This is a genomic window from Myxococcus stipitatus DSM 14675 (assembly GCF_000331735.1).
Taxonomy (GTDB): Bacteria; Myxococcota; Myxococcia; order Myxococcales; family Myxococcaceae; genus Myxococcus; species Myxococcus stipitatus.
The window spans coordinates 9442774-9468153 of sequence record NC_020126.1 but is presented as its reverse complement, the minus strand read 5'-3'; the positions used below and the strand labels follow the sequence as shown (position 1 = coordinate 9468153).

Genomic DNA, 25380 nt, shown 5'->3' with positions numbered 1-25380 from the left:
GAGCAAAGCACCTCGCATCGATGTCAAAACCCAGCAGCGCGATGGCATGCCATTCCATGGCATCGCGCTGAATGTCTGCTCAAGCGGCTCGCTCGTGAATCCACCCGCGGCTCCGAGGTGAAACCAGCCAGGGCCGTGGGCGACTTGGAGATGGGGGGATACGGTCGGATGGGCGCTGTCGGAGCCCCTGGAGGACCGCCGGGCCATTCTCTTGATGCACGCTCCTGCGGCGGACACGGAGGTTCCCCGCTGGCTGACGGGCTCGGACGCGCTGCCCCATCTGCTGCCGGGCGGGGCCTTGAGGGCGGCGCGGAAGGTGGCGTTGTCCGCCACCTGTGCGGCCCTGGGCCAGCGCTGTGGTGAGACCTCCGATGGCTGCGGCGGGACGCTGCGCTGTGGCGTCTGTCCTGCTGAACAGGCGCGTGTCGCGAGCACGCGAGCGTTTCCTGATGCGCAACCGCTGACGTGTCATTCGTCCGATGTCGTTCATCTTGCCGACGTGACGGCTCTCATCTCGCGCGAGCAGGCGTACTCTGTGACGTGCATCGCTTGTCGTTCTCCCTCACTGGAGGAGATGGAATGATTCACGAGACCATCAATTCGGAAGTCACTGACGTCATGGCCCCCTCGGACCTGGGATTGGCCTCCGCCGTGTCAGCCTCGACGCGCAAGTCGCCTGCCCGGAAGCGCCGCGCCGCCAAGAAGGGCGCTCGCCGCACCGGTGCTCGCGCGAAGAAGACGTCCTCCCGCCGTTCCTCCACGCGGAAGACCTCGGCTCGCGGCAAGACCACGGCTCGCAAGGCGTCCCGGAAGAAGGTCGCCGCCGGTGGCGCCCGGCGTGGCGCTCGCAAGACCACCGCGCGCAGGGCCGCCGCCGCGGGCCGCACCGCTCGCAAGGGCGCGGCTCGCAAGAGCACCACCGCGCGCGGTGGCGCTCGCAAGGGGGCTCGGAAGACCACTCGCCGCACGACGCGCCGCTGAGCCGCACCGGCCTCAGGCGTTGTTTCGCGTGAGCACGACGCCGCGCCCAGGGCCCGCTGTGATGACCACACGACGGTTGTGAATGCTTGGGCGCGAATGCGTCGTCGCCCCTGAGGGCATCGCCATGTCCTCGGGGCCTCGAATGCACCGACACCCCCTGTAGAAATCACAGCCGGGGGGGCGGTGTGTCTTCCGCTCCCCCGGCTGGCTTCAATGCCTCAATGCTTCATGCGGATGAGGAACAGGTCGCTCCGAGCGGGGGCTCGCCGGCCCGTGCCGAAGTCCGTGTCCCGGTCCGTGTGGCCGAACAACACGGTGTCTCCATCGGGCAGCACCCCCACGAAGCGAATCTCCTCCACGCCGTACAGCTCACCTCGCGCGCGCGGCGGGTCGGACAGGTACAGGCGCAGCCCCTGCGACGCTCCATTCGCTCCATAGCGGAGCGCCACCGGCTGCGCCGAACCCAGCCCATCCGGCCCGGACGCGCCATCCACGATGAGCGAGTACGTGAACCCCGCCACCACCAGCTCACCCGAAGGCTCCACTCCGAGCGCCCCGGCCTGGAGCCCATCCCCCAGGTTGCGCGCCCACTTCGGCTTTCCCGTCGGGTCCGCGGCCACCAGGAAGGGGCTCGCCCGATACACGTGGCCCTGGAGCTTCGTCGTCCCCCACGACACCGTCCCGAGGAAGGAGCCCAGCGCCACCACCGTGCCCTGACCATCCACCCCCACGTCGCGCACCATCCCGGTCGCCTGCGACAGCGGCTTCACCCAGGCCAGCTTCCCGTCGGGCTGATACCGCGCCAGGAACGGGCTGCCGTCCTTCGCGGACCCCACGCGGTGCTCACCGAAGCGAACCAGGCCGGCGTAGCTCCCACCCACCACGACGCTCCCCTCCGGCGTGAGCGCCAGGGTGGTCAGCGTCACGCGAGAGTCGCCGCCTTCGCCCTGGCCCACGGACAGCGCCTGCTCCGCCTTGCCGTCCAGGGAGTACGTCACCACCACCGCGCCCGAGCCCTTCACGCCTCCACCGAAGTCCGTGGAGCCCGACGTGTTGAACGCCACCCGGGGCCGGCCCTGTCCATCCACCGCGATGTCCGCGACCGTGACATCCCGCCCGGGGACCGAGGCCGACCAGACCACGTTGCCCTCCCGGTCCAGCCGGACGACGAACGCGCCGTTGCCCAGGCCCGACTGCGGAGCGAACTCCACGAGCCCTCGGGCGTCCGCCGCGACGAAGGAGCCCTCCTCGGGACCCGGCGCGACGCGCGCATTCACATCCGCGCGCAGGGAGACGGGCGTGTCCGCCACGCGCACCGAGTAGCTCCGCGTCCAGCGCTGCTCGCCCATCGCCGCGCGGCGCGTGAGCACCAACTTCACGGAGTTGTCCGTGGGCTGACGCTCCTGGAGGTCGTCCAGTTCGTACTGCGCGACGGTGAGGACATCGCCGTTGCTGTCCACGGCCGCGCCCAGCGCCAGGTCGTCCTGGGCCGTCCCCTCGCGCCCGAGCCACAGCGTGCTCCCCGTCGTCGCGGGGGGCGGTGGAGGGGGTGGCTCCATCGGAGGAGGCCCGCCCGCATCCGGAGGTACCTGCGGGGGCGTCGTCGTCCCCGCGTCCTCCGGTGGTGTCCCCGCGTCCTCCTCGGAGGGAGTCTCCTGGGAAGGACAATCCCTCCGCATCGCATCGGGACAGTCGCGAGGCTCCCGGTCCTCTGCCTCGCTGCATCCCGTCACCCATCCCGCCCAGCCCAGTGCTGTCGCGAACGCGACAGTCTGAAACCACCGCCGCCCTGAATGCATGACATGCCTCCGCTCACGGAGGGTCTCCATGCGTGGAGGGGCCAGCAACACCGCGAGCGATGTCCGCCCGCCCGTCCGCCCCGAGGCACTCGCGTCCTGCCTGCTCCGGTGCCGTCCCCACCGTGGGGAACGCGCTTCCCACGCTCCAGGTGCGTCAGCGCCAGAAGCCGATGGACAAGCCGACGTTGCTGTAGCGGCTCGCCAGGTCGAAGGAGGCGCTGATGGACCAGTCCTCCCAGTAGCGCAGCACGAACACCTCGAAGCCGCCGGTGATGTGTGGACGCGGCGGACGGCCGTCGAAGGGCGAGGGCTCCGCGTACACGCCCGCGCGCAGCCGAATCATCCCGGGCACGGTGTCATGCTCCACGCCGAGTCGAGGAGCGAACGTCGTCGTATGTCCCACGAACTCCTCGTCCGCCGTGGAGGCGAACGAGCGCAGCGGCACGGCGTTGTCCACGCTGGAGAGCAGGTCCACCTGCGCGCTGATGAGCCAGCGCCCCGCGGGAGCATCCCGAGGCTCCTCTTCGGGCACGGGCAGCGCATCCCCGTCGATGATGAGCTGGCGCCGGCTCGCGGGGGACAGGCGGTTGTAGCGCTCCGCGCCTTCGCCCAGCCGCCAGCTCGCGCCCAGGGAGAGCACGGCCGGAGACACCACCGCGCCGAACAGCGTCCTCCCCGCGAGCACGGGAGGCTGCTCCCCGTCGCGCCTCCAGTCCGCGATGACCTCTGGCCGGACGGTGACACCCAGGCGCCACGGGCGGCCGTGGGGGCGGTACAGCATGTCGATGGCGACGCCCGTGTCGCCGTAGCGCCAGTCGTCTCCACCGGACGACAGGCGGAAGGACGCCTGCGCCGCGTAGATGCCGAGCGCGAGGATGAAGTCGTCCTGTCCGAAAGACACCGCTCCGGCGAGCACGGACTGGGTCAGCGACACGCGGATGCGCTCGGTGTCTCCGGCGCAGGTGGCGGTCGCGCAGTACGCGACGACGCTGTTGCGCAGCGCGAAGCCGATGCCGAAGCGCTTGTACTGCAGCATCAACCCGCCGAGGAGCTGCCGCCGGTCCTGGCCTTCATCGGCGCGTCCGTCGTTGTCCACGTCGCGCGCGCGTCCACTGGTGAACGGCAGGTCGAGCCAGGACAGGGTGACGCCCAGGTCCCAGTCCTTGTCCAGCGCGGGGCCTCGGTGGGCGAGCGCGGCCAGGTTGCTGGGGAAGCCCGCGGCGCCCTCGGCGATGCCGACGTAGGCGCCGCCCAGCGACACCACGCGGGCCGAGCCCAGCAGCGCGCCGGGATTGAAGTACAGCCGCTCCGGGCGAGGCTGGATGGGCTCCCCTTCCTGCGCCCAGGCAGGGGAGGCGAGTCCGAGCGCGATGCCCACCGTGAGCAGCCGAAGCCACGGGACATCGCGGAGCGGAGAGACGGGGGCCGCGTCGGAGGCACTCACTTCTGGGGGGTGACCTCGTCGAAGAGGCGGTCGGCTTCCGCGGCCAGTGAGGTGTCGCGCGAGGTGAGTCCTCCGGCGTCATGGGTGACGAGGGCGAGTGTCACCTTGCGCCAGCGGATGTCGATGTCCGGGTGGTGGTCCGCGCGCTCGGCGGCGTGGGCCACGCGCTCGACGAAGGTGATGCCGGCGAGGAAGGAGGGGGCCTCGAAGGTGCGGCGAATCATCCCGCCTTCATGCTTCCACTCGGGATGCTGGGCGAGGAAGGACTGAAGCGCCTCGGGAGTCAGCTGGGTGAGCTGGGTGGCCATGACCACCTTCTTACCCGCTCTCGCGGCCGAGGGAAGTCATCGTCTGCCTCCAGAGTGCTCACTCGCCCGATGTTTCACCGTCCCAGTGAAATGCTCCGAGTCGCGCGGAACCTCGTCGGTGGATGCGGCGGCGGGCCACCATCCGAGCCGCGAGGTTCGTGCTCACCGTCCCACTCGGGGCGGCGGGCCCGCACCGGGAGGATTCCGGCCGGACGGTGATGATTCACCTGGAGGAGCTTGGGGGCGACGGGGTGAGACACGCAGGGCTTCGCGTACTCGCATCAGACCCGCGCGATGCGCCCGTGCGCGCCGTCATGAACCCGGCGCGCCCCGGTCTCACGGTCGACCTACGCCCGCTCCACCGCGCGCTTCCATTTGCTCAGGTGTCGCTCGCGCGCATCGGCCTTCATCTTCGGCTTGAAGACCTTGTCCGCCTTCCACGCGCGGCGGATGGCGTCCGGGCTGTCCCAGACACCCGCGCCCAGGCCCCCCAGGAACGCCGCGCCCAGGCTGGTCGTCTCCAGGTTGCGCGGGCGCACCACGGGGACTCCCAGCAGGTCCGCCTGGTACTGCATCAGCAAGTTGTTGGCCGCCGCGCCGCCGTCCGCCTTGAACACGGGGATGTCTCGTCCGCTGTCGCGGCGCATCGCCTCCGCCAGGTCGTGAATCTGCAGCGCGATGCCCTCCAGCACCGCGCGCGCCATGTGCGCCACCGTGGTGGAGCGGTCCATGCCCGCGAACAAGCCCCGCGCCTCGGGACGCCAGTGCGGCGCTCCCAGGCCCGCGAGCGCCGGCACGAACACCACGTCACCCGAGTCCTTCACGCTCGCAGCGAGCGCTTCGATATCCGGCGCGCGCTTGATGATCTTCAGCCCATCCCGCAGCCACTGCACCGCGGCCCCGGCGATGAAGCTGCTCCCCTCCAGCGCATACGTCGTGGAGCCCGTGCCGCCCAGCCGCCACGCCACCGTGGTCAGCAGGCCCGCCGACGAACGCACCGGCGCCGTGCCCGTGTTCATCAACAGGAACGCCCCCGTGCCGTACGTACACTTGGACTCGCCGGGCTCGAAGCACGCCTGACCGAAGAGGGCCGCCTGCTGGTCGCCCGCCATGCCCGCGACGGGGACACCGTCCGGCAGGCTGCGCATGCCTCGCGTGGTGCCGTACACCTCCGCCGAGCCGCGAATCTGCGGCAGGCACGCCCCCGGTACCGACAGGAGCGAGCGCATCTCATCGCTCCACTGGAGCGTCTTCAAGTCCATCAACATCGTGCGGCTGGCATTGGACACGTCCGTGACGTGCGCCGTGCCACCCGTGAGCTTGTAGACGAGCCACGTGTCGATGGTTCCGAAGCACACGTCCCCCCGCTCGGCGCGCGCGCGGGCACCCTTCAGGTGCTCGAAGAACCAGGTGAGCTTGGTGCCGGAGAAGTATGGGTCCACCACCAGCCCGGTGATGTCCCGCACGCGAGGCTCCACGCCGCGCTCCTTGAGCCGGCGGCACATCTCCGACGTGCGGCGGTCCTGCCAGACGATGGCGCGGTGCAGGGGCTTGCCGCTGTCCCGAGACCACAGGCCCGTCGTCTCGCGCTGGTTGGTGATGCCCACCGCGGAGATGTCCCGGCCGTGCAGCCCGGCGTCCTTCAGCGCGCGGGCGATACACCACTCGCTCGTGCTCCAGATTTCATCCAGGTCGTGCTCCACCCAGGACGGCTTGGGGAAGTGCTGGGTGAACTCCTTGTAGGAGCGGCCCACCACCTTGAGCTTCGAGTCGAGGATGGAGACGTGGGTGCCAGTGGTGCCCTGGTCCAGGGCCAGGACGTACTTCGCCTTCGGCATGGGGTGGGTCCTCCCGAGGATGACGCGCGTTGGGAGGACCCTACTCCACGTCACCGTCCGGTGTAGATGCCGATGGCGCCCGGCCGCGTGATGTTGTTCGAGCCATCCCGCGAGGCCCCGAAGCCCACCAGTACCACCCGCGAGTCTCCCGAGCCCACCACCTGGATGTCCCAGATGGGCTGGCTCGCCAGGCCCTTGAGCACCTTGTTGTGGGTGACGAAGGCGCCGTCCGTGTGCAGCCGCATCAGTCCTCGGCCCCACTGGTGGCCAATCCACACGCTGCCGTCTCGCGAGTCCCTCTCCAGAGAGGAGACGAAGCGCTCCGCGTCCCCTGTCAGCGCATGGTCCAACACCTGCCCCGTGTCGCTCAGCTTCGCCAGTCCCCACGCGAAGCTGGACACCCAGACGGTGCCGTCCGGCATCAAGGCCAGGTCGCTCACGACGTCGTCCTTGCGCTGCTCCCGTGTGGGCGGAATGGGCTCGGCCACGGCATCTGGCCAGATGTCGATGCGGTTGGCCTTGTGCTTCTTCTCCTCCGTCTGCTTGCGCGCCATCTCGAAGTTCCAGGGCGCGCCCGTGCCCACATGGCCCACGGCGTTGGTCATGATGTGGAAAACCGAGCTGCGGATGGCCGTCCCCATCCACACGTCTCCATCCGGGCGCACCGCCACGCCCCACACCGCGCCCGCGAGCCGGCTGTTGTCATCATCCTCCGCCTCCGTGCCCTGCATCTGGATGGCCGGGTGGACGTGCTCCATGACGCCGAACTTGCAGCGCTGCCGAGGCTCGTTGTTCACCTCGTTGCCCTGCGCATCGCGCGTGACGTGGCTCCACGCGTTGGACACGCGGACCTGGGGGTGGGAGCACTCCTCGCCGCCCTGGTAGCTCGCCTCCCCCCAGGCGAGCCCGTGGTTCGCCGCGAACCACAGGCCGTCGGTCGCCTTGTCCCAGACGATGCGGTTCACCGTGCAGAGCTTCTCGCGGTGTCCATACCCAGGCACCGAGTGCGCGGGGGAGTGGATGTCGTAGTGGACCACGGCCAGCGTTCCGTCCGCCTTGAGCTCCACGCGGTCCGCGTCGCCGCTCTTGAAGATGGAGGGGTCCTTGGGCGCTCCAGGCGGCTTGTAGAACTCACCCTCGCAGCCGGGCTTGCCCGCGTAGCCGACGAAGACGACGCCCGAAGGGCCGCCTGTCACCGCCGTCACCTTGAGGTAGCGCTGCTCGGGCAGCGGGTCCTTGCCCTTCCACGCGCCCCACGGGTGCAACCCGTCCGCGAGGGTGAAGCACTGAAAGCTGTTTGCACCCGCGCGCACCAGGCACAGGCCGTCCTCGCCGCCCGCGACCCAGATGTTTCCACCCTCGTCCTGGGTGACGCCCAGCACCTCGCGAGGTCCGCCCTCGGCGGTGCCCAGGAAGCGCCAGCCGCTCGCGTCTGGAGGCAGCGCGGGGCCGGTGGCGGGGCCCGCGTCGGGTGCTCCCGCGTCGGGTTCGCCCGCGTCCGGTGCCTCCTCGGCGGGAGGCACGCCCGCGTCGACAGGCCCCGCATCTTCCGGGGTGGGGAGCCCCGCGTCGGGGACCTCCTCCTCCTGCTCGGCGAGGAGAGGCGGCTGTGTCTTCGCGCTCTCCTTGCAGCCGATGAGAAGCAGGGTGCCCAGCAATCCCAACCACCACCCGCCGCGTCGATGCTCGCGCATGGCCTCACCGCCTCCGACGTCCATGGGCGAACGTCACTCAGGGTTTGTCTGGACTCATAGGCAAGCCAGGTGCCAGGGGCGGGAGACCTGTGAGGGCAGGCGGGACGCTTGTCTGGGTGACGTCTGGGGTTGGGAAGTGTTTCACTCCTCACACCCGGAGTGGATGTTGCGCTAGGGTTTGCCGGGTCGAGAGGGGGAGTCCCGCATGCCCAAGTACGTCGGTGAGCAAGGGGAGAACCGGCTGTTCCAGCGCAAGGACCTGGCTGGCTTCTACTACGTCTCCAGGCTGCTCCTGGAAGAGGCCGAGTCGCTGGGCGGCAAGTTCCTCTACGTGGGCCTGGGGCGCAGTCCCGTGGTGGTGATGGAGTTCCTCCGCCAGGTCTTCGGCATCAAGGCGGTGGACTTCCCGCTCAGCATCGAGACCACCAAGAAAGAGTACGAACAGGGCAAGCGCGACGTCCCCTACGACAAGGCGATGTCGAACTACATCGAGAAGTATCTCCCCAGGGAGCTGCTCGAGGGGCGCAGGCTCATCCTGGTCGACTACGTGGACTCCGGCTACTCGCTCATGAGCGCGCAGGCCTTGATGGAGCATCACCTGAAGACGGTGGGGCTGCACGATGAAGCCAAGCATGTCTACATCGCGCCGCTGACGGAGCTGGAGCAGTTCCTCCAGCACGAGAAGTCCGTCCTCAAGAAGTTCAGCCCCGACATCAGCGCCGCGCACCGGCTGCTCAAGGTGCTCAAGGCCACCATCGACAAGGAGCCCTTCGCGCGGTTCCCCCGGACGTCGGAGGCCTTCATCCGCGCGGGGAACTTCCCCGTCTCCAGTGATGAGGTCGAGAACCGGCTCCGGGCGGTCATGAAGCTGGCCATCGAGCACATGGGGGAGGACAAGGAGGGGGCGCTGGAGAAGCTCGAGAGCGCGTTCAAGGAGTCGAAGTACGCGCTGGAGGAGGACAGCAAGAACTGGTTCCGGAAGCGGAGGAACCCGGGCCGGACGCTCAACCAGTCCTTCTCGTTCATCCCGACGAATCCGAACAGGCGTCGGAGCGATGTGGAGAAGGAGCACCTGAACAACCGCTACAGCCGCCTCTCCTCCGAGGAGTACGGCATCCCCGACGGGGCGCTCTCCTATCGTTTCGGGCAGGCCTCGACGTACGTGGCCAACCATCCCGTCCAGGCAGCCATCGGCGCCATCCTGTCCATCCTGGCGATTGCGTACATCTTCATGCTGTTCAAGGGCTTGTTCTCGGTGGTGCCGGTCGTGGACTCCTCCGACCGCGTCCGGGAGCTCTGAGGAGACACCTCATCCATGACCGCCATCCTCCGCTACCAGTTCTCCAACATCGACACGCTCGTGGACCGGATGTTCGACCCGCAGGTCCGCGAGCCCACGCAGTACATCTCCTCCGCGACGAAGATGGCGGACTCGGATGCGTGCGCCCAGCAGGTCGCCGCGCTCTGGATGATGGACTCGGTGGACCTGGACCTGATGCTGAGCACGCTGCTCGCGGGGTGGATGAGCCCGGAGGACACGCGCGGGAGTTGTCCGGCGTCGGACCGGAAGTTCCTCAAGTTCCTCGCGGACTACGTGCGCGACAACGACATGACGCTGTGGGTGCCCCACATCGTCAAGAAGAGCACCTTCGTCAACGTGGCCAAGGGCGTCACGTACCATGCGCCTCGCTACCGCATCGACGCGTGGCGGCAGCACCGCCTGGTGGGCCCGGACAAGGACACGCCCTGGAACACGGAGAACGTGCGGCGCTTGTTGACGCTGTTCGCGGCGGGCGCCCACTTCGTCGTCCTCCACAACTACGGCGACACGAAGATTGTCACCGAGGACTTCTACGGTGCGTTCGCCAAGAGCTTCGGCTCCTGGACGCCGTGGGGCGGCGCGCAGAACACGGCCATCGGCCACAGCCACTATCGCTATCACGGCTCGAAGGGGCCCATCCCGTCGCTGGGGACGGCGTATGCCTATCCCTATGTCACGGGGGAGCTGGCGCCGACGAAGGACTGTCCCTTCATCTGCTCGCTCGTCGTCGACACGACGGACTGGAAGAGCAAGAGCATCATCGACGGCGACGTCGAGTACCTCGACTACAACACCTTCTTCCAGCTCGAGGGCTGGCCCGGGACGTATGTGAAGGGTGTGCTGGGGCTCAAGGGCCGTCACGGCAAGGACTTCGCGCTGCACCAGGCGACGCTGTGGAACATCTCCACCTACGGCCTGTGTCCCTACAGCGAGAAGCGCAGCACGCCCGTCTTCCTGGCACCCGCGAAGTACCGCTTCCAGGTGGACTCCTACGGGATGCGGATGCCGAAGTTCGCCGGAGGGCGCGAGGTGCAGAGCTGGTGGCGGAAGGAGGCCATCACTCCCGCGAAGCCGGACATCGTCTACGCGCCGTGAGGTGACTCACGGGCGCGACGGTTCGGGCGAGGGGCGGCCTTGGCTCTCCGGGGTCCCTCGGGCGCGGGTGCCCGGTCCTCGCGCGGAGGCGCCCGTGTCCGCGTAGCCCGTCAGCTCCACGTAGCCTCGGCCCTTCACCGGCTGGCCCTGACGAGTTCCGTCCAGGCTCACCGCGCCCTCCCAGTAGCGCACGCTCACCACCAGCTCCTGGTCGGAGACCTTGGGGGTCGCGGTGAGCTCCAGGCCCAGCTTCGCCACGCGCAGCTTCCAGCGGGAGGGATACTCGCCGCCGCGAGGACTCTTCCAGGTGTCCAGCACGGTGAGCTCCACGTCCTCGCGCTTCAGGTGCAGGGGCGCGCTGTCCGCGGCGCTCGCGGGAGGCACCCAGGTGCCCGAGCTGAACGCATCCACCGTCCCGTCCTCGTGACGGAGCTGGTAGTACATCAGCTCGCTTCCGTCCGAGAGCTGGAGCGAGAACCAATCCCAGCCCACCTGCCCCTGGCCCAGCGCGCTGGTGCTCCACTCGCGGTCCATCCAGCTCTCGCCCGTCACCGCGTACGTCTGTCCATCCAGTTGCACCGTGCCTTGTGAGGGCATGCGGGTCATCGAGTAGTAGTAGGACGCGTTGCCCGGCTCCTCGCTCTTCTGGCTCAGTCCCCGGTCGCCTTCGAGCACGGGGGCCTTGCCGGGCTCCAGCAGCAGCTCCAGGGTGACGTCCTTCGTCCGGGCGCGCAGCCGCACGGGCCACATGCCTTCACCGACGCTCGTGGCCTCCCAGTCCTCCAGCCACACCTTGAACGGCTGAGCGGCGGCGCCCGCGAGCCCCAGGGCCTCCCGGCTGTAGCGCTCCGAGGCGTGGAACTTCCCCGCCGAGACATCCGTCACCGTGAAGTGACCCAGATACACCTGCCGCGCTCCCCAGGCCGAGGCGCGCGCGGGGGCGTCCGGGGTCAGCGCGTTGCGGAACAGCGTGAACTGATATCCGAACGCACGCCCGTCGGTGGTCTCGAGGTTTCCGGTCCAGTACCACCACTCGGTGCGGAACTCGGGATGGGGACCGTGGTCCTCGGGGAAGTGGAAGGCGCGGGGCTCGAAGGCGCGCGCGTAGCCCTCCATGCCTTGGGTGCCGCTGCCCATGGCCCGGGCCACCGTGAGGGTGCCTCCCCGGTTGAGCGCGGGGGGCTGGGTCTCACGCGTGACGAACCAGGCCGCCACGGCCAGCGCCGACAGCGCGACCCCGGTTCCGATGACGAGTCCTCGGCCGTTGCTGGTGCTCATGGCGTCACTCCTCCCTCAACGCGAGCGCGGGATTGGCGCGCGCCATCTTCCACGCGGGGTAGAGCCCCGCCAGCGCGGCGGCCACCAACGAGAGCAGCAGGGCCTGCCCCAGTGTCTCGGGCGACACGGCGAGCCGCAGGGTCCAGCCGAAGGAGCGCTGGTTGATGACGTGCACCAGGATGTACGCGAGCCCCACGCCCAGCGGCAGGGAGAACAGCCCCGCGAGCAGCCCCAGGAGTCCTGTCTGGAGCGACACCAGTCCCCAGAGCTGTCCGGGCGTCAGGCCCGTGGCGCGCAGCACCGCGAGCTCTCGGGCCCGCTCCAGTTGCAGGGACATCAGCGCGCTGAGCACCCCGACGAAGGCCACGCAGATGGCGAGCAGCCGGAGCACCTGCGTAATCGTGAAGGTGCGGTCGAACACCTCCATCGACATCTGCCGCAGGGAGCGATTGGAGCGGATGAGCAGGGCCTGCGAGTCTCCCGCGCGCTCGCGCACCGAGGCGAGGAGCGCGTCCAGGTCCTGCCCCGGGGCCGCGTACAGCGCGACGCCGCTCACGCCCCGGTCGTCGAACCACCGGTCATAGGTGGCGCGAGGCATCAGGACGGTGCCCACGTCGGAGCCGTAGTCGAAGTACACGCCGACGACGCGGAAGTCGTGGAGCCCGCGGTCCGTGGCCAGTTGCACCGTGTCGCCGACGTTCACGCCGCGATGGAAGGACAGGGGCTCCGAGACGATGAGCGCATCCGTGGATGACTCCAGCTCGCGCCACACGGATGCGTCGTCGCCTTGCTTGAAGCGATAGGGCCGCGCCGCCGTGCGGCTCAAGTCCACCGCGGACAGGTCCGTGCGCAGCCCATCCACCTGGACCTGCGTCAGCCGCAGGGAGCTGCTGCCGGCGATGCCCGGCGTGGCGCGCAGGTGCTCGGCGAGCCCGGGTGTCAGCGAGGCGGACTCGCGCCGGGCGACCATCGTGGCCGGGGAGATGTACACGTCCGCGAGGAGGGAGGCCTCCAGCCAGGACATCACGGTGCCTCGGAAGCTGGACACCATCAGCCCCACGCCCACCGTCGTCGCGACCGCGACCATCAACGCGGCCAGCGCCACCGCCGTGCGACTCAGGCTGGTCCGCACACCGCGCGCGGCCATGCGCCCCAGCAGTCCGAAGGAGAGGCCCAGCGGCACGGCGGCGATGAGCGACAGCCGCTCCGTCAGCCAGGGCACCAGCAGCGCCGCGCCCAGCAGGACTCCGAAGAGTCCCACGTAGGCGGGGAGCAGCGCGTGCGTGGGCCAGTTCAACATCCCCACGCCCGAGGCCAGCAGCGCCAGCCCCATCAGCGCGAGCTTGGGCGCGCGGGTGCGGGAGACGTCCTCGAGCGTTGAGCGGCGCAGCGTCGTCACCGGCGCCGAGCGCGCGGCCTCCCACGCGGGCACCAGCGCCGCGAGCACCGTGGCGCCCAGGCCCAGGCCCAGGCCCTTCGCCAGCGTGAGGGGCTCCAGCGCCAGCCTGCGCACGCTCACCACGAAGTAGAGGTCATTGAGTGTCTGGGTGATGAGGCCGACGAGCCCTCGCCCCAGGATGATGCCGAGCAGCAGCCCCGCCACCGTGCCCACCAGTCCCAGCACCAGGGCCTCACCCAGGACGAGCGCGAACAGCTCCCGACGGGTGATGCCCACCGCGCGCAGCCGGCCGAGGAGGCCGCGCCGCTGCACCACCGAGAACGTCATCGTGTTGTAGATGAGGAACATCCCCACCACGAGCGCCAGCAGCGAGAGCGCGGTGAGGTTGGTGCGGAACGCCCGCGTCATCTGCTCCAGGGTTCCGGTTCGCGCGGAGGCTCGGACCAGCTCCGTCCCGGGCGGCAGCGCCGCGCGGAGTTGCTCCGCCTGCGCTTCGCCCCCGGGGAGAATCAGGTCCACGCGCGTGAGCCGGCCTTCCTGGCCGAGCAGCTCCTGCGCGGTGGAGAGGTCCATCAGCGCGAGGGACTCCACCGCGCGCGCGGTGTCCTCGTTCGCGGGGGCAATCAGGGACATGACGCGGAGCCGGGCGTCGCGTCCGGCGACCCGCACCGGCAACACGTCGCCGACTCCCACGCCCAGCGCTCGGGCCGCGCGTGCGCTGAGGAGCACGGTGCCCGGCTCGGTGAGCAGCGTGCTCACGTCCCCCGCGGCGCCGCTGGAGAAGTCTCGGAAGGGCGCCTCCGCGAAGGGGTCCATCCCCAGCAGCGTGAGCGTGCGCCGGTCGCCCACGCTCGCCTGCGCGTAGCCCTCCACCACGGGCGCGGACACGGGCGCATCGGGCCGCACGCGCAGGTCGCGATACACGCGCTCCGGCAGCCCCGACGTGCCCCCCAGCAGTTGATGCGTGGCGCGCCCCGCCACCGCATCGGTGGAGCGCTCGAACGCGCGCATCGCGCTGCCGCTCGCCAGGTCGATGGACACGACCACCGCCACACCCAGCGCAATCCCCACGAGGGACAGCGCCGTCAGCCACGGGTGTCGACCCAGGTGGCGAAGGCTTGCGCGGACCAGGAGGCCTTTCATCGGAGCTCCTCGTGAAGCACCGCGTGCGGAGGCTGCGCGGTCAGGACGTTCGACATGGGGGACGTGAGGCTCACCGCGCCAGCGGCCTTCATCGCGGCGTCCTCTTCGGTGCCTCGCGCTCCACCAGCCGCCCGTTCGTCATCTCCAGCACCCGGTCCGCGCGCGCCATCAACCCCGGCTCGTGGGTGACGACGAGCGCGCAGGCATTGCCTTGCCGCGTGAGTCCCTCCAGCAGGTCCAGCACCTGCCGCCCCGTGGCTTCGTCCAGGTTGCCCGTGGGCTCATCCGCCAGCAGCAGGGGCGGCGCATGCGCCAGGGCCCGAGCCACCGCCACGCGCTGCTGCTCTCCGCCCGACAGCCGGTCCGGGAAGCTGCCCGCGCGAGCGGCCAGGCCCACCCGCTCCAGCAACTCCCGCGCGCGAGCTCCCGCCTCCGAGGCCGCGTGGCCGTTGAGCTCCACCGGCAGCCGCACGTTCTCCTCCACCGTCAACGTGGGCAGCAGGTTGAAGGCCTGGAAGATGAACCCCACGCGCTCGCGGCGCAGCAGCGTGCGCTCGCGCTCGCTCATCGTGCCCAGGCTCTTCCCGTCGATGAGCACCTCGCCGCGCGTGGGCAGGTCGATGCCGCTGATGAGGTTGAGCAGCGTGGACTTGCCGGAGCCGCTGCGGCCCAGCAGCACCACGAACTCACCCCGGCGCAGCTCCAGCTTCACCCCGGAGAGGACCTCTCGCGAGGTGTCGCCCTCCGCGTAGGACTTGGTGACATCGCGAATCTCGACGAGCGGGGGCGTGTCGGACGAGGGCATGTGTGAGCCCTTGATAAACGGAGAACGTGTTCTACGCCGCTCCCCTCGGACACCCTCAGGTGCCCGCGGATTGTGGCTCCCATTCTCCAAAGTTACAGACGTGCGTCAAAAAGTCGCAGGCCTCCCTCGCGAGGCGCGGCCCGTCCGTGTCGCGAGGGATGATGTGGAATCCTCGCTGGAGCGAGAGGACGCGCACGCACGGGGACGCCTTGAGCCGCCGCGCCAGCTCCAGCCCTCCTCGTGGGTCCACGACATGGTCCTGCTCCGCCACGGCGATGAGGACAGGGCACCGCACGCGCGCGGCGCTCCGGGCCGCGGCGTCCTGCAAGGTGACGACGTCCCGGAGCCTCGCCACGGGGAACCCGGAGAGGATGGGCGCCATGGCCAGGACCGCCGGGTCCGAGATGTCCGTGCTCGACTTCGCCACCCACGGGTGCACCCACTCGAGCAGCGGCGTGCGCGACAGCTGACGGATGACGCGCATGCGTGCTCCTCGAAAGCGCAGGGCCGGCGCGGCGAGCACCAGTCCGCGCACCCTCGCGGGCGCATCCGCGGCCAGGCCCACCGCGAGCAGCGCGCCCATGGACAGGCCCGCGACGAAGACCTGCCGGTGGCCCCGCAGCAGGTCGAGCGCGCGCCGGGCCTCGTCCCGCCAGTCGCGCCAGGTGACCCCCAGCAGCGCCTGGGGCGTGGCGCCATGTCCGGGCAGGAGCGGGGCCACGACGCGCATTCCTCGCGCGGCCAGGGCCTCGGCCAACGGCCGCACATCCCAGGGACTGCCGGTGAAGCCGTGCAGCACCAGACACGCATCGGGACCGTGCCCCAGCTCGAACGCCCCTGTCTTCTCCTCATCCATGGCCAAGCGCGCGTCCATCATGACGTGACGCTGGCCACGCGAGGGCACAGGCGCTATGCCCCCTGCCTCATGGCGGACACTCCGAAGCCCCCGGACATGCAGTTGCAGATTCAAATCGACGAGGACGTCGCCAATGGTCAGTACGCCAACATGGCCCTCGTGAACCACACGGACACGGAATTCACCCTGGACTTCATCTACGTCCAGCCGCAGCAGCTGCGCGCCAAGGTGCGCTCGCGCATCATCACCAGCCCCAAGCACATGAAGCGGCTGATGATGGCCATGCAGGACAACCTCCAACGGTACGAGGCGAAGTTCGGCCCCATCACCGTGCGCGAGGATGACGGCGGGGTGCACTGAGCGGGTGAGTCACACCCCGGGGTTGGAATCCAACCCGCAGGGGCGCAGACTCGGGGCATCGTGCTCCGACTCCTCGTGCCGCTGTTCGTGCTGTTGTTCGCCCGCGCCGCCTCCGCTCAATGTCTGGGGGACGGGGTGCAGCTGTTCCCCACGCCCGGGGCCATCATCCCCATCAACAGCCGCTTCCTGCTGGAAGGCGTGGGCACCGCTCGCGAGTCCGTGGTGTCGCTGGTGGGCAAGAAGCTGCGGCTGGTGTCCGACAGCCACGAGGTGGAGGTGAAGGCGCAGCGCGGCTGGGAGAGCAGCCTGGGCCGGGCCACCATCGTCCTCAAGGTCTCCGGCAAGCTGGAGCCGGACAAGCGCTACTCGCTGCGCATCGACGAGGTGCTCCCCAACGTCGCCCTGCTCAACGGCAAGGGCGCGGCGCTGCCCGAGTGGTACACGGGCAAGGGCGCGGACACCCAGGCGCCCCGGTGGCAGAAGCGCCCCGCCGTCTCCGAGGGCATCCTGCGCCGCACGCCCCAGGGCACCACGCGCTTCGTGCGCCTCAACCTGTCGCTGCGCGAGGAGAGCCCCGCGTATCTCGTGGTGAAGCTGGAGCCGCGCCGCCCGGGCCCCAGCGTGCAGCAGTACGTGGTGCCGGTGGTCAACAACACGGCCTTCATCGGCCACGAGGCGTGCAGCGGCACGTTCGCCATGGAGGACGGCCGCAGCTACCGCGCCCGCATCGAGGCGTTCGACGCCGCGGGCCACAACGCGCCCGCGGTTCCGCCTGTGGACTTCGAGGCGCCGGCCGACTACTCCGCTCCGTGAGCGGTACTCGCCAGGAGCACGCATGACGAAGGTGGACGTGGAGGGCATGAAGGAGCGGATGGCCGCTTTCACCCAGTCCCTGCAGGACGACATCTGCCAGGCACTGGAGCGGCTGGACGGCTCGTCGCGCTTTCGCGAGGACGCCTGGCAGCGTCCGGGGGGCGGCGGCGGACGCACGCGGGTGCTGGAGGATGGCGCCGTGCTGGAGCGGGCCGGCGTCAACACGTCGGTGGTGTTCGGTGAGCTGGAGGAGCAGTTCGCCAAGAAGCTCCAGGGCGAGGGGCGCTCGTTCTGGGCGGGCGGCATCTCCCTGGTGCTGCACCCGCGCAACCCGCACGTGCCCACCGTCCACGCCAACTACCGCTTCATCCACCAGGGCGGGAAGGCGTGGTTCGGCGGCGGCGCGGACCTGACGCCGTACTACCTCTACGAGGAGGACGCGGCGCACTTCCACCGCGTGCACAAGGCCGCGTGTGACGCGCACGACGCGGCGTACTACCCGCGCTTCAAGGCGGCGTGTGACCAGTACTTCCACGTGCGCCACCGCGAGGAGACGCGCGGCGTGGGCGGCATCTTCTTCGAGAACATGGGGGGCGAATTGGAGCGCGAGTTCGACTTCGTGCGCGACTGCGGCAAGGCCTTCCTGGACGCGTACCTGCCCATCGCCGAGCGCCGCAAGGACACGCCCTTCACGGAGGCCCAGCGCTTCTGGCAGGAGGTGCGGCGCGGGCGCTACGTGGAGTTCAACCTCGTCCATGACCGGGGCACCGTCTTCGGCCTGGAGACGCGCGGGCGCACCGAGTCCATCCTCATGTCGCTGCCGCCCCAGACGCGCTGGCGCTACGACCACCACCCGGAGCCCGGAAGCTGGGAGGCCCGGCTGGTGGAGGTGCTGCGCCAGCCTCGCGACTGGGCGTCGTGGAGCCCTCCTCGAGGCTGAGGTCCCCCCCGCCCATGGCCACGCTCGAGACGAGAGGCGGACCCCGCGCGAAGTGGCCCCTGTTCGTGGGGGCGCTGGTCCTCCTGGGGGGCCTGGCCAGTGTGTCTGTCTTCCGGCGAACACACGCGGCGCCCGAGCGGCCCACGGACGCGGAGGCCCGCCTCAACGTGCTGGCGCTGTGTGACGCGGTGCAGTCGTTCCGGGCCGAGCACGGCCACTATGTGATGGCGGGACCCACGCCTCGGGACGTCCCCAAGGGGGGACAGGCCGTGCCCTTCCCCGAGGACGAGGCCTTCCACCGCCTGGGCTTCGAGCCCGGCGAGCAGGTGCGCTTCCAGTACGAGGTCCTGGTGCAGGAGAGCCCCGTGGGCGAGCCGGAGGTGTCGTGCCTGGCGCGCGGCGACTTCGACGGCGACGGGCTGAACTCCCTCTATCGCGTGCGGCTGGATGCTCACGGCATGACAGGACCCATCGAGGTGGAGCGCGAAGGGGAGTAGGCCGCCGCAACCCGTCCCTCGCTCCGCGCGAGAATCCGGGAGATGGGGCACGTCGGCGACATCCGTGCGCAACGCGATGCACCTCGTCCCGCGGGCCGGGGCGAGGACCTGGTGTCGCGCGTGCGAAACCTCGGCTCCCTGAAGGGAGGCGGGTTAGGCTCGCGTCCCGAACAGTCTCTCTCCAGGTTTGATGAGGGTTCGCCCATGTCCACGACCTCGCGAATCGCCGCGGGCTTTGGCCAGCTGGCCCGGCTCCTTGTCCACTCGGGGAAGGGCTCGCTCCCCCCGACGGGCCCCAAGTCCTCCGAGGGAGGACTCCCCCCGCCGCGCGACGGCTTCCGCACGCAGCCCTCCGTGCCCCAGCAGCACCCGTCCCTGGGCGGACAGGAGCGGGCGCCGGTGCGGAGGGTCGCGGAGCTGATTCCCCCGGGGCTGGAGAAGGTGGCGACGCAGGTGGAGCTGGGCCAGCGCTTCGGCTCCGACGCGGCGCTCCTCTCCGCGCACCTGAAGCCGTCGCAGCTTCCCAGCACCGAGCGCGCCACCCGGCTGTGGACCTTCTTCGCCGCCTACGCCGAGGCCGCCGCGGCCCAGCCACCGCAGAAGGAGACCCAGGCCACCTTCCGCGACGCCCTCAAGGGCCAGGGCTTCGCCGAGCTGCGCGACGCTCGCACCGGGCAGGATGGGGTGACGCAGGGCCTGTGGGTGCTCTCCGCCCGGACTCCGGAGGAGGCCCGCGAGCGCGTGGCCAGCGTCCGGCTGGAGCCGCCCCCGGAGGTGCTCCACTCGGAGGCCGCCCTTCGCAAGGAGGGAGCCACCGAGCAGGCGTCCGCCTCCTCGCAGCGCGGCATGGAGGCGCTCCGCGGAGGGCCTTCCGTGCCCCAGGCGCGCGTCGTCGACGGGCAGACGACCGAGGTCGACGAGGAGCCCTCTCCAGACGGGGCCCGCTCCCGCCGGACGAACCGCCGGCTTGGGCCCATGATGCTGTGGAACGTGCTGCACGGCTTCCGGGAAGGCCCGGAGGACGGGGCGGTGGCGCAGGGGCAGTGGGACAGGGTGGCGTTCGGCGCCATGCTGGCCCTGGCGGCCATCGCCTTGATTGTCGTGGCGCTCGTGAGCCTCTAGGGAGACGGGGCAGGCGGACGGCCCGGTGGCGCGAAAGTGCTTGGCCCGGGCCGGCTTGTGGTACGTTGCCGCACCCATTGGCCACCGACGACCTTACACTCGTCAAGCGCGTCCGGAGCGGCGACCAGCGCGCGTTCAAGCTTCTCGTCGAGCGTTACCAGCGCAAGGTGTACGCGGTCGCGCTCGGCATGCTCAAGGACAAGGAAGAAGCGATGGACGTCTCCCAGGAGGCGTTCGTCAAGGTCTACAAGTACCTGGACCACTTCAAGGGCGACTCGTCCTTCTACACCTGGCTCTACCGAATCACGGTGAACGTCTGCATCGACGTGCTGCGCAAGCGCGGCGGCGGCGGTGAGGTCGTCGAGTTCGACGAGAGCCAGGCCATGGACCTGTCCGAGGCGCGCATCGGCGCGCTGGGCAGCCGGCTGGGCACCAACCCCCAGAAGAGCGCGCTCCGGCGGGAGTTGGCGGAGAAGATTCAGGAGGCCCTGGGCACCGTGCCGGAGAAGCACCGCGCCATCCTCCTGCTCCGGGAGATCGAAGGCATGTCCTACGAGGACCTGGCCCGCACGCTCGATATTCCCAAGGGCACGGTGATGAGCCGCCTCTTCCATGCCCGGGCCAAGGTCCAGAAAATCCTCAGTGAGTACCTGGAGTTGGACGAAGCCAAGAGTGGGGTGGGTGGCGAATGAGGGACCCTCGAATATCTGAGGGAACCCCGCGTCACACGGTTCGCAGCTCCCACCACCAGCAGGGTGAAGGTTATGGCCGGCAATCCCGCATGTGAGCGTTTCGTCCCCATGCTCTCCCCGTACGTCGACGGGGAGGTGACTCCCGCGGAGCGGGTGAACGTGGAGCGTCATCTCGCCGCGTGCCGCGACTGCACCGGGCGCACCGCGGACCTGCGCGCCGAGTCGGGCCTGCTCCGGGTCGGCCTGGACATGGCGGTGGACGATGTCGACTTCAAGGACTTCGCGCAGAAGGTGATGGCGCGGGTGACGCCGGAGAAGCCGCCCCTCTTCGAGCGGCTGAAGCTGGCCGTGTCCGAGATGTTCCTCTACCAGCGCACCGCCATGGTGTCGTCGCTGGCCACGGCCGCCGTGCTGGTGGCGGTGGGCCTGCCGCTGCTGCTGAGCGACCGGGCGCCGGTGGGCTACGGTGCGGACCGGATGACGGTGAAGTCCATCCAGCCCTACCAGGACGCGCGCGTCGCGCCGGTGGTGCTGGAGACCGAGGACAAGAGCACCATCATCTGGCTGGTGGACGAGGAGCCGGAGGACGGCAAGTCGCCCGAAGAGGACGAGGAGCTGGAAGAGGATGTGAGCGGCGGGCTTCGCGATGGCGCCAAGGGCCCCCGGCCCCTGGCCAAGCCGAAGTTCGACACGGAGCGGCCGTCAGGAGGAAGCCTGTGAGAAGACACGTGTCGTCCGGCCGGATGATGCTGGCCGTGCTGGGCCTGGGGGTGCTGGTGCCGCTCGCCGGCCTGGCGCAGGACGAGCAGAAGGTCAGCGTCCAGGTGGAGGTGGTGCTCGCCTCGCGCAAGGGCTCGGAGGTGGACCCTCCGGAGTTGGCGAAGATGAAGGAGCAGTTCCAGAAGCAGAACTTCAACTTCACCTCCTTCAAGCGCCTGTCCAACGACAAGCTGGACGTGGGCTCCAAGAAGTCCACCGAGGTGAAGCTGCCCAACGGAAGCAACGCGTCCCTGACGCTGCTGGGCATGAAGGACGGCACCGCCACCGTGCGCGTGGCCATTCCGCGCCAGCCCACGCTGGACGTGGAGCTGGGCCGCCACGGCGTCGTCTACCAGAAGGCCGGGAAGCACGTGGGCGGAGAGCTCATCCTGGTGCTCTCCCCGCCCTCGAACTAGCGAAGCGGCTGTCACGGCCGCCTTGTTTCAGGCGGCCCGGTCCACGGAGAGCCGCGCGGGAGCCATGCCGGGCTCCGCCTCTTCGTGCTCCTCGTGCTCCTCTGAAGAAGGCCGTGCCAGGGTCGCCTGGCGCGGGGTGGCGTCCTCGGCGCGCTCGTGCTCCAGGTGGAGAATCATCCCCGTGAGCAGGCTCTCGAAGGCGCAGAAGCACCGGTCCACCATGGCCAGCGCGTCCTCGCGGATGTGCGGCTCCAGCTCCATGGCCTCCAGCTCCGCGGCCAGCTGCTGCTCGAAGACGGCGTGCTGGGCCTCCGCCCTCATGTGGTGGTCGGAGAAGTACTTGAGCCGCTCGTCCGCGCCCTGGGAGGCGCAGAGCGTGGCGGTGCGGCCGAAGAACACGTGGCTGGTGGACTCCAGCGCCAGGAGCAGGACGATGCGCACCCGGTCATCCACGGGGCGGTACACCTCGCTGATGATGGTGTACGCGGCCTCGCGCGTCTTCGCGTGCGTCTTGCCGTAGAGCGCGCCGATGCTCAGCGAGCCGCCCGTGAGCGCGGCGATGTCGTCCTCGAACCACTGGTCGTGCCCGGTCTCCTCCGCGTGGTGACGCGTGGCGAGCGCCTTGAGGTGCGGGTCCTGGATGAAGTGCGCGTTGAGCCGCAGCACGTCCTGGAACGACATCACCCAGAACGTGAGCCGAGGCGCGAACGCCATCACCTGGTCCAAGGGACGGTCCTGCCTCAGCTCCAGGAAGAACGGGTGTGCGGCGAACCGCTTCTCACGCGCTTCAATGTGTTGGAGCACGGCCTTCATCGGTGTCCCTCCCTGCTACCCGCGATGGGGGCTACCAGCTGACGGTGTACACGCAGGCGACATCCCCCCTGCGTCGGCAACTCTTGGGGTCATGTTCAATACGCACCCAAAGCGAATCCTTGGGGCGGAACTTGTCAGTGATGGCTTCCAGCAGTCCGTAGTCCAGGTCACACGGATAGGGATTGTCGCAGCGCATCTTCGCGTTGCGCTTGTCGACGGACTCGAAGTGATAACCGCCGATATGGCCCTTGCCCCGGTGATTCATCCGGTACGTCGGGTCCACCGCGCGCAAGACTTTCTCCAGCGAGTCGATGTCCGGAGGAAATTGCGCGTTTTCTGGAATCTTCCGGCCAATCGTTCGCACCGTGCTGGGACCAATCTTCTCGAAAACGAGACTGAAAGATTTCAGCAGCGCGGGCATCGGATACCAGGACTTCGCCTCCAGGGGAGAGATGCCGTTCTCCGCGAGGATGCGCAGCGCCCGGGCCTGGGCCAGCTCCATCCCGTTGACGATGGAGAGGATGGATTGGCCAATGACTTCAACGCCTTGAAAGGACGCGAAGGCAGGGGCGGCGGGGGTGGGGGTCGTCGTCGGCGTCTTCAAAGTCATACCGGTATGTCCTCGCGATTCGCTGTCATGCATTGAAGCGGGTTTCTCCGGTAATTTCAAACATCCTGATTTGTCTAAACTTTTCCGTTGTCGTGGCTCCGTCTGCGATTGGGTGGGGTGGGACCCATGTGTCGGTGTCTCATGTCTGGTTCCAAACACTTGCGTAGGGAGGGCTGGGACGAGGTGGGAGGACTCCTCCGGTGGGGTGTGGACGGGAAGTCCCAGGCGCGGGGGGCGGACTGAAAAAATGGCGGCCCTTCCGGTGCGAGGAGGAGGCGAGGGGGCGGCGACTCCAGTGAGGACAAGGGGTTGGCGCTCGGCACATGGGTTGCTCAAGGACAGGAGGCAGGTGGGCGGCGGCGGTGGCGGGGTGTCTGGGTGTGCTGAATCCATCAACCCTTGGAGAAGAACCCATGGCGAAGACTCGGCGGAGTGGGCAGGGCATCCGGCGGAAGGCTCGGCGGGTGAAGGTGACGACGGCGCGTGCGGTGTCGGGGGCGGGGAGACAAGCACGCCGGGTGCAAGTGACGCTGGGGGACCTCATCGCCGCGGCGTTCGACACGGTGGGGGGTGAGGTGAAGAAGGTGAAGCAGGTGATGTCGTCGAAGGACATGGTGTTGGCCACGGGCAAGCACATCGTCTTCGTGGGCTGAGGACACACGCGCGGGCCGGGAGTCAGGGGAGGCGGCGAGGGGAGCAGGCGGGTGAAGCGCATCATCATTCCCGGACGCAACTGTTGGACGGTGGAGGAGACGAGCGACGCGGGCGTGCTGGTGGATGGGCGCGCGTACTACCGGGAGCTGTACCGGGCCGCGAAGAAGGCGCGGCGCTACGTCGTGATGACGGGCTGGCAGTTCGACAGCGACGTGGCGCTCCTCAGGGGAGAGGACCTGGAGGAGGCGCGGGGCGGCGAGGTGCGGCTGCTGCCCATGCTGGACGCGCTGTGCCGGGCCAACCCGGAGCTGCATGTCTACATCCTGGCGTGGGACTTCAGCTTGCTGCTCGCGATGGAGCGCGAGTGGATGCAGCACCTGCTGTTCAACTGGACGACGAACGAGCGGGTGCGCTTCCGCTTCGATGCCTCCAGTCCGCTCTATGGGGCGCACCACCAGAAGCTGGTGGTCATCGACGGGGTGCAAGCCTTTACGGGCGGGATGGATGTGTGTGATTGCCGCTGGGACGACCGCGAGCATCGCGCCCGCTCGGCGCTGAGATGCGACAGCGGCCGGGAGCCGCATCGGCCCTACCACGACGTGCAGGCGGTGCTCACCGGGCCGGTGGTGGAGCGCCTGACGGAGCTGTTCGAGGCGAGGTGGGCCCACGCGGGTGGGGGCGAGCTGCGGCTGCCGAAGGTGGCTCGGGATGACGTGAGCTTCTCCTCCAGCGTGCCCGCGCCGCCGGGGCCGGTGGCGCTGAGTCGCACGTTCGGCAAGACGCTCCTGCCGCCGCAGGAGGCGGTGCAGGAGGTGCGCGCGCTGTTCCTGGACGCCATCGACGCGGCGGACCGGTTCATCTACATCGAGAACCAGTACTTCTCGTCGCGGGCCATCTATCAGGCGCTGGCGCGGCGCTTCCGCGCGGTGGGGCGCCCACCGCTCCAGGTGGTGCTGGTGTTGCCCCGGCAGCCGGAGGCCCTGCGCGAGCAACTGGCCATGGGCGTGGCTCAGGTCCGGCTGCTGCGCGCGCTGGGGCGGCTGGCGCGGGAGACGGGCCACACGTTCCGGGTGTACTGCTCGGCGGCGCGCGACGGCCTCTCGGGCGAGGATGTCTACACGTACATCCACTCGAAGGTGATGGTGGTGGACGACGCCTTCCTCATGCTGGGCTCGGCGAACACCACCAACCGCAGCCTGGGCCTGGACTCGGAGCTGAACCTGAGCTGGGAGGCGGAGGCGGACGGTGACGCCGTGTCGCGGGCCATCCGTCGCGTGCGGGTGTCCCTGATGGCGGAGCTCGCGGGCCTGTCGGGCGTGGGGCCGGTGCGCTCCCTGGCGCGGGTGGACGCCGCGTGGGTGGAGCGGCTGGACGCGGTGGCGCGAGAAGAGGCGCACCGGCTGCGTCCGCATCCGCTGGAGACGGTGTTCGACCAGAGCCCCCTGCTCAAGTCGCTGGAGCCGGAGGAGCTGAGCATCGACCCGGAGGACTCCGTCCTGGACGAGTCCTTGTTCGAGGCCCTGCGCGGCGGGGAGGACGGCCTCTTCGCCTCCGGCATCCGGCTCCTGTCGCGCTGGTGGGTGGGGACGGCGGAGGAGCGCCCACACCGGGCGATTCTTCCGGCGGGCTCGGACGACGAGCGAGGCCACCGCGACGGAGGATGAGGGACCTTCCGTATCGAACGTGTCTCACCGGGCGCGTGCGTGTGCCGAGGCTCGGCAGTGCCACCCACACGATGTGGGT

Annotated in this window: 24 protein-coding genes; 13 read left to right on the top strand and 11 right to left on the bottom strand. The window is 69.5% G+C overall.

Annotation, left to right across the window (positions count from 1 at the left end):
- The first annotated feature begins 579 nt into the window (after positions 1–579).
- Positions 580–981, top strand: a complete 402-nt coding sequence (locus MYSTI_RS36665; RefSeq protein WP_015352911.1) for a hypothetical protein — start codon at positions 580–582, stop codon at positions 979–981.
- Positions 982–1199: 218 nt separating this feature from the next.
- Here MYSTI_RS36665 and MYSTI_RS36660 read toward each other — a convergent pair whose 3' ends face one another.
- From MYSTI_RS36660 to MYSTI_RS36640, 5 genes are all read right to left on the bottom strand, one after another.
- Positions 1200–2714 carry a hypothetical protein gene (locus MYSTI_RS36660; RefSeq protein WP_233278077.1) on the bottom strand — a complete coding sequence of 505 codons (1515 nt, stop codon included), beginning with the start codon at positions 2712–2714 and terminating at the stop codon, positions 1200–1202.
- Between the two features lie 220 nt (positions 2715–2934).
- Positions 2935–4167, bottom strand: a complete 1233-nt coding sequence (locus MYSTI_RS36655) for a hypothetical protein (RefSeq protein WP_044900911.1) — start codon at positions 4165–4167, stop codon at positions 2935–2937.
- A 53-nt stretch (positions 4168–4220) separates the two neighbouring features.
- Positions 4221–4532: a 4a-hydroxytetrahydrobiopterin dehydratase gene (locus tag MYSTI_RS36650; protein WP_015352908.1), complete on the bottom strand. Its 312-nt coding sequence runs from the start codon at positions 4530–4532 to the stop codon at positions 4221–4223.
- 347 nt (positions 4533–4879) lie between these two features.
- Entirely contained in the window at positions 4880–6370 is a 1491-nt protein-coding gene (gene glpK / locus MYSTI_RS36645; protein WP_015352907.1) for a glycerol kinase GlpK, read from the bottom strand.
- Between the two features lie 50 nt (positions 6371–6420).
- A complete protein-coding gene (locus tag MYSTI_RS36640; protein ID WP_015352906.1) occupies positions 6421–8064 on the bottom strand; it encodes a flagellar motor protein MotB in 1644 nt (547 codons plus the stop codon).
- 205 nt (positions 8065–8269) lie between these two features.
- Between MYSTI_RS36640 and MYSTI_RS36635 the strand changes: the two genes are divergently transcribed.
- Positions 8270–9364 (top strand): phosphoribosyltransferase, encoded by a 1095-nt coding sequence (locus MYSTI_RS36635; RefSeq protein ID WP_015352905.1) that lies wholly within the window; start codon positions 8270–8272, stop codon positions 9362–9364.
- Positions 9365–9379: 15 nt separating this feature from the next.
- On the top strand, positions 9380–10480 hold the full coding sequence (locus MYSTI_RS36630) for a hypothetical protein (RefSeq protein WP_015352904.1): 1101 nt from the start codon (positions 9380–9382) through the stop codon (positions 10478–10480).
- 6 nt (positions 10481–10486) lie between these two features.
- Here the strand turns inward: MYSTI_RS36630 and MYSTI_RS36625 are convergent, their stop codons facing one another.
- The 4 genes from MYSTI_RS36625 to MYSTI_RS36610 form a co-directional block, all read right to left on the bottom strand.
- On the bottom strand, positions 10487–11758 hold the full coding sequence (locus tag MYSTI_RS36625; RefSeq protein WP_015352903.1) for a lipocalin-like domain-containing protein: 1272 nt from the start codon (positions 11756–11758) through the stop codon (positions 10487–10489).
- Positions 11759–11762: 4 nt separating this feature from the next.
- Positions 11763–14300, bottom strand: coding sequence for an ABC transporter permease (locus tag MYSTI_RS36620; protein WP_015352902.1), 2538 nt, complete (start codon positions 14298–14300; stop codon positions 11763–11765).
- An 88-nt stretch (positions 14301–14388) separates the two neighbouring features.
- Positions 14389–15105, bottom strand: a complete 717-nt coding sequence (locus tag MYSTI_RS36615) for an ABC transporter ATP-binding protein (protein WP_015352901.1) — start codon at positions 15103–15105, stop codon at positions 14389–14391.
- Positions 15106–15160: 55 nt separating this feature from the next.
- The gene (locus tag MYSTI_RS36610) at positions 15161–15961 is read right to left on the bottom strand and encodes an alpha/beta hydrolase (protein ID WP_044900910.1); all 801 of its coding nucleotides are present in this window, start codon (positions 15959–15961) and stop codon (positions 15161–15163) included.
- A 69-nt stretch (positions 15962–16030) separates the two neighbouring features.
- On the opposite strand from MYSTI_RS36610, the gene MYSTI_RS36605 reads away from it, so the two are divergent.
- The 8 genes from MYSTI_RS36605 (at position 16031) to MYSTI_RS36570 (ending at position 21560) form a co-directional block, all read left to right on the top strand.
- Complete coding sequence (locus tag MYSTI_RS36605) at positions 16031–16321, top strand: DUF3467 domain-containing protein (protein WP_015352899.1); 291 nt, start codon at positions 16031–16033, stop codon at positions 16319–16321.
- A gap of 57 nt (positions 16322–16378) precedes the next feature.
- Positions 16379–17134 (top strand): hypothetical protein, encoded by a 756-nt coding sequence (locus MYSTI_RS36600; RefSeq protein WP_044282551.1) that lies wholly within the window; start codon positions 16379–16381, stop codon positions 17132–17134.
- 22 nt (positions 17135–17156) lie between these two features.
- Positions 17157–18074, top strand: a complete 918-nt coding sequence (gene hemF / locus MYSTI_RS36595) for an oxygen-dependent coproporphyrinogen oxidase (RefSeq protein ID WP_015352897.1) — start codon at positions 17157–17159, stop codon at positions 18072–18074.
- 14 nt (positions 18075–18088) lie between these two features.
- Positions 18089–18571, top strand: a complete 483-nt coding sequence (locus MYSTI_RS36590; RefSeq protein WP_015352896.1) for a UbiA prenyltransferase family protein — start codon at positions 18089–18091, stop codon at positions 18569–18571.
- A gap of 204 nt (positions 18572–18775) precedes the next feature.
- Positions 18776–19693, top strand: a complete 918-nt coding sequence (locus MYSTI_RS36585; RefSeq protein WP_144370216.1) for an Immediate early protein ICP0 — start codon at positions 18776–18778, stop codon at positions 19691–19693.
- Positions 19694–19770: 77 nt separating this feature from the next.
- Complete coding sequence (locus tag MYSTI_RS36580; RefSeq protein WP_015352894.1) at positions 19771–20385, top strand: RNA polymerase sigma factor; 615 nt, start codon at positions 19771–19773, stop codon at positions 20383–20385.
- Between the two features lie 72 nt (positions 20386–20457).
- Positions 20458–21105, top strand: a complete 648-nt coding sequence (locus MYSTI_RS36575) for an anti-sigma factor family protein (protein WP_015352893.1) — start codon at positions 20458–20460, stop codon at positions 21103–21105.
- The gene (locus tag MYSTI_RS36570) at positions 21102–21560 is read left to right on the top strand and encodes a hypothetical protein (RefSeq protein WP_015352892.1); all 459 of its coding nucleotides are present in this window, start codon (positions 21102–21104) and stop codon (positions 21558–21560) included. The genes MYSTI_RS36575 and MYSTI_RS36570 overlap by 4 nt, the downstream gene beginning before the upstream one ends.
- A gap of 27 nt (positions 21561–21587) precedes the next feature.
- On the opposite strand, the gene MYSTI_RS36565 is transcribed toward MYSTI_RS36570, so the two are convergent.
- Positions 21588–22373 (bottom strand): heme oxygenase-like domain-containing protein, encoded by a 786-nt coding sequence (locus MYSTI_RS36565; RefSeq protein WP_015352891.1) that lies wholly within the window; start codon positions 22371–22373, stop codon positions 21588–21590.
- A gap of 31 nt (positions 22374–22404) precedes the next feature.
- Complete coding sequence (locus tag MYSTI_RS36560; protein ID WP_015352890.1) at positions 22405–22983, bottom strand: hypothetical protein; 579 nt, start codon at positions 22981–22983, stop codon at positions 22405–22407.
- Between the two features lie 413 nt (positions 22984–23396).
- Between MYSTI_RS36560 and MYSTI_RS36555 the strand changes: the two genes are divergently transcribed.
- On the top strand, positions 23397–23636 hold the full coding sequence (locus tag MYSTI_RS36555; RefSeq protein WP_015352889.1) for a hypothetical protein: 240 nt from the start codon (positions 23397–23399) through the stop codon (positions 23634–23636).
- 51 nt (positions 23637–23687) lie between these two features.
- A complete protein-coding gene (locus tag MYSTI_RS36550) occupies positions 23688–25301 on the top strand; it encodes a phospholipase D-like domain-containing protein (RefSeq protein ID WP_015352888.1) in 1614 nt (537 codons plus the stop codon).
- Positions 25302–25380: the final 79 nt, after the last annotated feature.